Raw genomic sequence first — 5,347 nt, 5'->3', positions numbered from 1 at the left:
ACTTCGCCGCCGCGGAGGCCGCCTACACCGAGGCGCTGAACGAGAAGCCCAACGACCACGAGGCGCAGGTGGGCCTGTATCAGGTGCGCCTGCTCTCGCGCACCCAGGGCAAGGACCTGAATCAGGTGCGCCAGGCCGCGGCCCAGTCCCCGGATGACATCAACGCCCAGCTGGAAGTGGCGGACATGGATGTGGCCGGCGGGCACGTGGAGGACGCCTTCTCCCGGCTGGTGAACCTGATCTCCCGGCTGCACGACGAGGACCGCGAACGGGTCCGGCGCCGGCTGATCGAGCTGTACGCCGTGGTGGGCAACAGCGACCCGCGGGTCGCCGCCTCCCGCCAGAAGCTGGCCCGCGTGCTCTTCTAAACCACCTCGTCGGCAAAGTAAGAACCGCGAGTGCGACATCTGCACTCGCGGTTCTTGCTTTCCGTAAGCGATGGAACCAGACACTCACCACTAATGGTTGTTTTGGTCACGCGAGAACGGTCCCAGAAGTCGAAGCATTGGTCTAGAGGCTGGCAATCCCAACTAGAAGTAGCTGCCACTATCTGTTAAGTTGTTTCAGCTCTGCCTCGGCTTCGTGCACTATCCCCTCGGCGTTCGGTCCTGCAGCGATCATCACCATCGCCGAGGATTCTGGCCGTCGCTTCTGTGAGCCATGTGGCCGCACTGTAACTTGGCGCCCGGCTAATTGGACTTCCTGCCAGCTGCCCGCCTTGTCGAGGGCAATCCCTTTAGCCCGCATAAGGAGCGCGGACTGTGATGACAAAAAGCTGACTAGAACATCAACGTCGAGGGGCTTCGGGAGATCGACAGTGACAGAAGCATGTCGTGTTTGATGGGCTAAGGCCTCAGCACCCTTGTTTTGCTTCGGGCTTTCGTCCGTGTAGCGGGCAGAGGCGTCATTCTGTGCAGGACCAAATACCTCGAGTGCCGTTTTCCCAGGATCAGTACTTTCCTGTATGAAAATACGCGCGTTGGGTGCAGCTCGACGACAGGCTTCCTCCGTCTTGCTGATGTCACGGGGCAGAGCGACGTCCGTCTTGGTGATCAAGACCGTTTCGGCGCGCGCAAGCTGCCGTGAGACCGTATCGCCGACGTATTCGTTTTTCAATAAGCGCGGGAGAGCCGTGGCGTCTGCGCAGACGACGAGAGGCCCGCGTGTGAAGCCGGGAAAGGTGCGCCATTGGGCAATTTGCTAGGGTCACCGACACCGCTGACTTCGCACACAACGTTGTCAAGATCCGCGCGTTCAGCAAGTTTGGACATAACGCGCGAAGCATCGTCATTTATCTGGCAACAGATGCAGCCGTTCGTTAGCTCAATCGTGTCCTCGTCCGCGGACGAAATGAGATCGGCATCGATATTGATTGAACCAAAATCGTTTACGACGACGGCAGTACGCCCGGGCAGAACACCGCCTAACAAGCGATTCACGAGCGTCGATTTTCCAGATCCTAGATAACCACTGATGATCGCCAACTTTGCCGTCATGGTGCCAGTGCTTCTGCCGGTGCTGCAACCTTCGTCTTGAAGTGTTGCCCACCGACTACAGTTCCCAGGACCCGGATGTCACCTATGCGTTCCGCCTCAACATCAAAGGATCCTCCGCCAAGACCGCTAGATCCGCAAACTTACCGGATTCAATGGAACCTACTTCGTGGTCCATCTTCAGCATGTAGGCGCCACCGATGGTCACGGCTTCGAGTGCTTCTTGCACTCCGATCTTCTCGAATTCGCCCATTACACGTCCCGAGACGGTTTTTCGTGTAACGGCATGTTTTACGGCTTGCAGTGGTCCCAAAGGCGTTACTGGTGTATCCGAATGCAAGGAAATCGGCACCCCGGTTCGCAACGCGGTCGCTGCTGCATTCATTCGTGCCGCTCTGTCGGGACCAACAGTCACATCAATATGCTGATCACCCCACGCCCAGATGTGATTGGCAAAGATGTTCGCGCAGGCTCCAAGCGCTGCCATCCGCCGATACTGCGCCGCCGTGGTCATCTGAGAATGGGTGCAGGTATGACGATGGTCGGGCCGCGGGTAGCTCGTGAGAATCTCTTCGAGTATGTCAAGGAACAGCTGAGTTGTCTGGTCGCCGTTGCAGTGAACGTGAACCAGCAGGCCTGCGCGGTGGAATGTCTCGAACGCTGCCTTGAATTCTTCCGGGCTAATGTTCCAGATCCCGTTAGGCTGATCTCGATAGTAGCCAGGCGCGAGTAGCCGCGCAGTGAAACCTTGAATGGATCCGTCCAGCATGAGTTTGACGTTTCCGAAGCGAAGTTTTCCTGTCGATTCGTCGCGAAGATGCACAAGCCGGTCCGCAGCCTCCTGCAAAGAGAGGGTAGGTTGACCGATTCCGGCGCCAAAGTGGAAGACATTGAGCCTTGCAGGGTAATCGTCGCGAACTACCGACTCATACAGGTCGACACCCTCATCGTCCATTAGCGCTGTCGTGCCCAGGTCTGTGAGCGTCGTCGTTCCGGTGTTCACCCCTTCCTGCGCGAATCGGATTAGTGCCTCAGTGTTGGTATTGAGAACGCCGCGACCCTCAGTTAATTCTGCAACCAGACCCATCGCTGCGAATTCTTGCAGTTCGCCTGTTGGATCACCATTCTCATTCTTGACCACGCCATCAACCCTCGTCGACTGATTTATGCCGAAACGTTCGAGGACTACGCTATTGACCGCGCAGACGTGCCCGTTTGTGTGAGAAACGTAAATAGGCCGGTTGGATGACACCATATCGAGTTGTTCAGCCGCCAGCGGCTGGTCCGGGAAGTAAATGGGGTCGAGTCCCCAAGCCATGAGTAATTCGTCGGGAGCGTGCAATTCTGCCTCGGCCTCTCTAAGCCGTTCTAGAATCTCATCGACGGTCCGACACCCGGGCCAGCGTCGTCCATCAGGGTCGATCCGATCCATGTATCCCACGTAGGTGTTGGCCCAGACGTTTCCCGAGCCCGCGTGACTATGCGCCTCCACAAAGCCTGGCAGGAGAACCGAATCTGAGTAACGTTCATCTACGACGGCCCCGGGGTACTCTTTCAGTTCTGTCACTGTTCCCACGGCACGAATTCGGTCACCACGTATAGCGACAGCTTCGGCTACTGGCCGTGCGGGGTCCATAGTACGGACGATTCGAGCTGGGTAGATTACTGTACGTTCCATTGTGTTCCTTTCCGGTGGGGAACTGATCGGGATTGCTACTTCGTAGTCTGGTTCATCGCTCGTTCAACTTTGATGGTGACTTGGCCGGGGAATCATGAGTCGGGTCGAAGTTCAGGGAACCTGAGGTGCCGCTCTCTGTAGGATCCATAGCATGAGACTGCTCGCTTTCGCTGAGTATCGCCTCTGCCGCTGAAGTCACTTCACCCTTGACGGGAGTCTTGCTGCTCAGTGGCAGTCCGCGTCGGAACGCTTGGAAGTAAGCAATCACGGTCTCATCCTCAGAGTGTTTAGTCATCAGGCTGACAACAATCAGCAGCGTCCCAGATGCCAGAAGGCCGGGCGCGATTTCGTGGAGTCCAAATGGCGTACCTGCTATCCGCCATGCCAAGGAAACTACCAGCGCCCCAATGGTGCTCGCCATGACGCCCGCCTTGGTAGCACGCTTCCAAAACATGGCAGCGAGCACCGGTGCTACGAGAGCCGAGGCAGTGAAAGACAGTGCGACCTGGTAAATGCCAATTACGTCCTTCACCCAAAGAGCGATCACGAGCCCGAGCACCGCCATGAAAGCTACGGATAGCCTGGAGACCTTCAAGATCTGAGCGTCGCCAGCCTTAGGGTTGACCCAACCCTCGTAGATGTCCTTGGAGACGTTGATTGCGCCGCTGAGCAGGAATGAAGTCGCACCGGTCAAGAGTGCGGCAAGCAAGGAGACCATGAGTAGGCCGCCGATAGAGCCAGGGAACAGCTGCGCGATGAACGAGGTGTAGATCGCGTCTGGATCAGTTCCCTCCGGGAAGACCTGTACCGCAGTGATCCCGATGAAAATTGCGACGAGACCGATCAATGCGGAAATGACAAAACCGATCACGACACCCGAAATCCCGACTTTTGTGGATTTTGCAGCCGTCAAGCGCTGCCAGGTGGTCTGCCAGACTATGTAGAAGGGCCCGAAAACCAAGAACCAGTTCATCAGTTCTATGCCGCCGATGCTACCGAAACTGAGCAATTTTTCCGGGGCTTCGCGCACGACGACTGATGGACCGCCAGCGCATGAAACACCGACTACGAGAGTGATGACAACACCCGCCAATATGACGATGGTCTGGATCGCGTCGGTCCACGCGACACTGGGCATACCACCGATGAGGGTGAACACGAGGGTCACGGCAAAGCGATAATGATTCCCCAGAATGCGGGCAGGTCAGTGATGGAGCTCAAAATTGAACTCATGCCGACAAGCTGCATGCCGAATGTTGGAGTCATGTAGAGGAAACCGATGATCAGCGCAGGGATCAGCGCGGCGAGCTTACCGAAACGCCGAGCGAACAGCTCGGGGATGGTGTACAGGCGAAGTTTTCGGATCACCGGGCCAAGCGCGAGCATCGCTACCACAGTAAAAAGCATCATGCTGATGCTTGTGATGAAGTAAGAGACTCCCATCTCGAACCCTTTACCCGATCCGCCAATCAGCGCTGCTGAACCCGTAACTGTCGCGATAACAGAGCCGCAGATTGGGAAGAAGCCAAGCTTGAAGTCCGCCATCGCATAGTCGTCGGCTGTCTTTACCGTCTTTGAAGATCTGATGCTGACAGCGAATAGGAGGACCAAAAAACCTATGATCCATACTAGGTACCAGTTCAAGGTCGTACCGCCGTTCTAAATGGGTCGAAACTTTTCAAATATGTGCACCTGGTACATAAGCCCTTTAGAGCTACTGAGGTCTTGAGCCTTTTGGAGTGCTTTACACTCCTGACCTCAGGTGTGCTTTACATCACCATTGCTGGGTTTTGAATTGATGCAAAGAGCCAGTCAGGAGGGCTTTTTTGGGGGCCAGTAAGTACCAACGATGGAAAACCGGCCTGCTCTGTGAGTCAATTTCGGTTGGAAGCCAACGGGGAAGGCGGGGTGGGGTTTAAAGATCAAATCTCGTTTTCACTTGGGAATTGGGGCGCAAGTTTAACTCCAAAGGATGATCCGCCGGGGTGGGGCCATTGATAATCTCGGGTACATGAGTATCCCCGCACTGAGCATCAGATCGCTGGCCAAGCAGTTTGGCCCCAAGGTGGCGGTCAACGACGTCAGCCTGGACGTCCCGGCCGGTTCCTTCTTTGGCCTGGTCGGCCCGAACGGCGCCGGCAAGACCACCATGCTGTCCATGGCCACCGGGCTGCTG

Annotated in this window: 7 protein-coding genes; 2 read left to right on the top strand and 5 right to left on the bottom strand. The window is 56.5% G+C overall.

The window, feature by feature from the left end:
* Positions 1–368 (top strand): tetratricopeptide repeat protein (locus tag JCM19049_RS07660; protein ID WP_279402708.1); only part of this gene is annotated, 368 nt, incomplete at its 5' end.
* Positions 369–546: 178 nt separating this feature from the next.
* Here JCM19049_RS07660 and JCM19049_RS07655 read toward each other — a convergent pair.
* From JCM19049_RS07655 to JCM19049_RS19360, 5 genes are all read right to left on the bottom strand, one after another.
* The gene (locus JCM19049_RS07655) at positions 547–1,056 is read right to left on the bottom strand and encodes a GTP-binding protein (RefSeq protein WP_279402707.1); all 510 of its coding nucleotides are present in this window, start codon (positions 1,054–1,056) and stop codon (positions 547–549) included.
* 56 nt (positions 1,057–1,112) lie between these two features.
* Positions 1,113–1,496, bottom strand: a complete 384-nt coding sequence (locus JCM19049_RS19365; protein WP_279402706.1) for a GTP-binding protein — start codon at positions 1,494–1,496, stop codon at positions 1,113–1,115.
* An 82-nt stretch (positions 1,497–1,578) separates the two neighbouring features.
* Positions 1,579–3,060, bottom strand: a complete 1,482-nt coding sequence (locus tag JCM19049_RS07650) for an amidohydrolase (RefSeq protein WP_279402705.1) — start codon at positions 3,058–3,060, stop codon at positions 1,579–1,581.
* Positions 3,061–3,223: 163 nt separating this feature from the next.
* On the bottom strand, positions 3,224–4,330 hold the full coding sequence (locus JCM19049_RS07645; protein WP_279402704.1) for a sodium:solute symporter family protein: 1,107 nt from the start codon (positions 4,328–4,330) through the stop codon (positions 3,224–3,226).
* 5 nt (positions 4,331–4,335) lie between these two features.
* Positions 4,336–4,716: a hypothetical protein gene (locus JCM19049_RS19360; RefSeq protein WP_279402703.1), complete on the bottom strand. Its 381-nt coding sequence runs from the start codon at positions 4,714–4,716 to the stop codon at positions 4,336–4,338.
* 466 nt (positions 4,717–5,182) lie between these two features.
* Here JCM19049_RS19360 and JCM19049_RS07640 point away from each other — a divergent pair.
* Positions 5,183–5,347 (top strand): ATP-binding cassette domain-containing protein (locus JCM19049_RS07640; RefSeq protein ID WP_279402709.1); only part of this gene is annotated, 165 nt, incomplete at its 3' end.

It is taken from the genome of Arthrobacter sp. JCM 19049 (assembly GCF_001310435.1).
This window is presented reverse-complemented; position numbering and strand designations above follow the sequence as displayed.